Below are 2,907 nucleotides of genomic sequence, written 5' to 3'. Positions count from 1 at the left end.
CATCGGACTATTTCCGGTTTTCTAGCAGGCATATTTTCATCTTTATGTGCTTATCAACTCTGTCAGAAGAATAAGCCAAAAATTCATGTCGTTAGAAATTTAGCTTATCCGTAACTAGGGTTATATAGAAAAAGAATTAGATAATAAAAAACAAATAGATAATAAAGAAATTAATCTATTTATTCAGAAAGAAAAAGATTGGATCGGCTCTGTTACACAAATACACATTACCAATGCAAAAGGTCAAGTCCAATTCGCTGATCATGATATTGGCACTCAGACATCCAATTACGCAAACTATAGTTTTTTTAAACAGGCCCAACAGAAAAATACGAATCAACTGTTTGTTACTAAACTGATTAAAGATCCCAATGGCCAAGGCTGGGTTCATCTATTTGCACGACGCTACAATCAGGCTGATGGAACTTTTGCAGGCATGATTGTCGCTGCATTACCTGCCAGCTACTTTAATGATCTGATTACCGAACTAGATGTAGGTTCCAAAGGAGTGGTGTTGGTACAAGACCTGGATCTGCGAATTATTGCACGCAACCCCATACTCAAAACAGCGAATGGCCAGGTCGGTTTTGTGGGGGGACCACTGGAACTGTCTCAGCGGGTTCACTCCGGGGCACAGTCTGGCACCATTTATACACGACAAACAACCGATCATGTTCCGCGTATGGGGAGCTTTCGTCGACTCAGCAGTATGCCTATTTTTGTCGTTGTTGCCTTTGGTGAAACAGACTACCTAGCCCAATGGTATGAGGACCTGATCAAAGCCGTTTTGCTGGGCTTGCTTTTCCTTGTAGTGACCACGATTGCTGCCTGGTTACTCTGGCAGCAAATCCGGGCGAACCTATTGGTCAATCGTCGTAGCCGGATGCTGTTGCGTAATGCACAAGATGGGATACATGTCATAGATCGCCAAGGTCGGCTGCTTGAAGGCAGTGATTCCTTTTTCCGTATGATCGGCAGTACTCGGCAGGCAGCCTTGGGCAAAACACTGTGTTACTGGGATAGCGGCTATGATCAGACAGAGCTGCAAGACCTGATCAGCAGAGGGATTTCTACGCCTGGAGGCATTCGCTTCGAAACATTTTACCAGAATGCACAAGGTGAGCGTTATCCGGTAGAAATCAGTTCGGTCCTGGTACATCTAGATAATGACGATGTATTTTTTTGCTCAGCACGTGATATTACTGAACGTAAAAAAGCTGAAGAAAACCAGCGTATCGCTGCAACGGCATTTGACTCCCAGGTTGGGATGCTAATTACAGATCCGCATATGCTTATTTTACGGACCAATCATGCTTTAACCGAAATTACCGGTTATAGCGAACAAGAGTTAATTGGTCATAAGCCTAAAATCCTGCAATCCGGCATACATGACAAAAACTTCTATACCACCATGTGGAAACATATTCACACAACCGGATCCTGGCAAGGTGAAATCTGGAATAAGCGCAAAAATGGTGAACTATATCCACAGCATATCTTGATTGCCGCTGTACGTGATAAGAAGGGCCAAACCACGCATTATGTGGCGTCCATTACCGACATTTCTGCCTATAAAGCTTCAGAAGAAAAAGTACGCCTGCTGGCATTCTATGACTCTTTGACCAAATTACCCAACCGTAGCCTGTTTTTGGAACATCTTGAACAGAGCATGAGAGAGGCAGAAAATAAAAAACAGCTCGGCATAATTTTGTGCATTGATCTGGATAATTTTAAAGCTTTAAACGATACCGAAGGTCATGAAACTGGAGACCGGTTATTACAGCAAGTTGCCACTCGTCTGTTAAATTGTGTAGAAACAAATCACATGGTTGCTCGACTTGGTAGTGATGAATTTGTTGTGCTGCTTAATCAACTTGGCACATCTGAAACCGAGACGATTCAACAAGCGGAAAAGACGGCAAAACGTATTTTACAGGCACTGGCTCAACCCTACTTTTTCGCAGACTCAGAATATCGTAGTTCTGCCAGTATCGGGATCAGCCTGTTGGGGCTAAAAGCATATGAAAATGTGCAGGATCCGATTAAACGCGCAGATATAGCGCTGTCTGAAGCAAAAAATTATGGCCGGAATACCTATCGCTTCTTTGATCCGTTGATTCAATCTCAGGTTCAGGAACGTGCTGAGATTGATGCCGGATTACGTCAGGCACTAGAAAAAAATCAGCTGGTGCTATTTTACCAACCTCAAGTCAATGGTGCACAACAGGTGACTGGCGTAGAAGCCTTGTTACGTTGGCAGCATCCAACCAAAGGGATGATTTCACCTGCGCGTTTTATTCCCGTTGCAGAAGAAAATGGTTTTATTATTCCACTGGGCCATTGGGTATTAGAAAGTGCCTGTCAACAATTGAGTGACTGGGCCAAGTATCCGCAAACTGCTCAGCTCAGCATGGCTGTAAATGTCAGCGCCAGCCAGTTTTCCCGTGATGAATTTGTTCAAGACGTGCTCGATATTCTGGAACGTACCCAGGCTCCTGCACATTTACTCAAGCTTGAACTGACCGAAAGTGCCTTAGTGATGCGGGTAGAAGACATTATTGAAAAAATGACGATTCTTAAACGTTATGGGATAATGTTCTCTCTGGATGATTTTGGTACAGGCTATTCTTCTCTCACTTATTTACAACAAATTCCAATTGATCAATTAAAGATCGATCAAGGTTTTGTTCGTAATATTGTGATTAGTGCCAATGATGCTGAAATTACCAAAATGATTATTGTCTTAGCAAAAACTTTGGGTATTTCTGTACTGGCTGAGGGGGTTTGTAACTACTAATTGAAATCTACTTATTTCTATACTATTATATACAACATGAGTAAATATGTAAGCATTAGCGTTGCAGCTAAAACATTAGGTGTTTCCATTCAAACATTAAGGCGTTGGGA

1 protein-coding gene and 1 pseudogene are annotated in these 2,907 nt (G+C 42.4%); both read left to right on the top strand.

Annotated features, from left to right (window positions below; all coding sequences use genetic code 11):
- A pseudogene (locus FTU91_RS16035) lies at positions 1 to 114 on the top strand (IS982 family transposase); the annotation flags it as partial.
- Positions 115 to 436: 322 nt separating this feature from the next.
- The gene (locus FTU91_RS16030) at positions 437 to 2,797 is read left to right on the top strand and encodes an EAL domain-containing protein (protein ID WP_257221774.1); all 2,361 of its coding nucleotides are present in this window, start codon (positions 437 to 439) and stop codon (positions 2,795 to 2,797) included.
- Positions 2,798 to 2,907: the final 110 nt, after the last annotated feature.

Source organism: Acinetobacter sp. YH12201 (assembly GCF_013418145.1).
GTDB lineage: Bacteria > Pseudomonadota > Gammaproteobacteria > Pseudomonadales > Moraxellaceae > Acinetobacter.
Note: the sequence above shows the minus strand (reverse complement) of the source record. Positions and strands in the feature narration are given on the sequence as shown.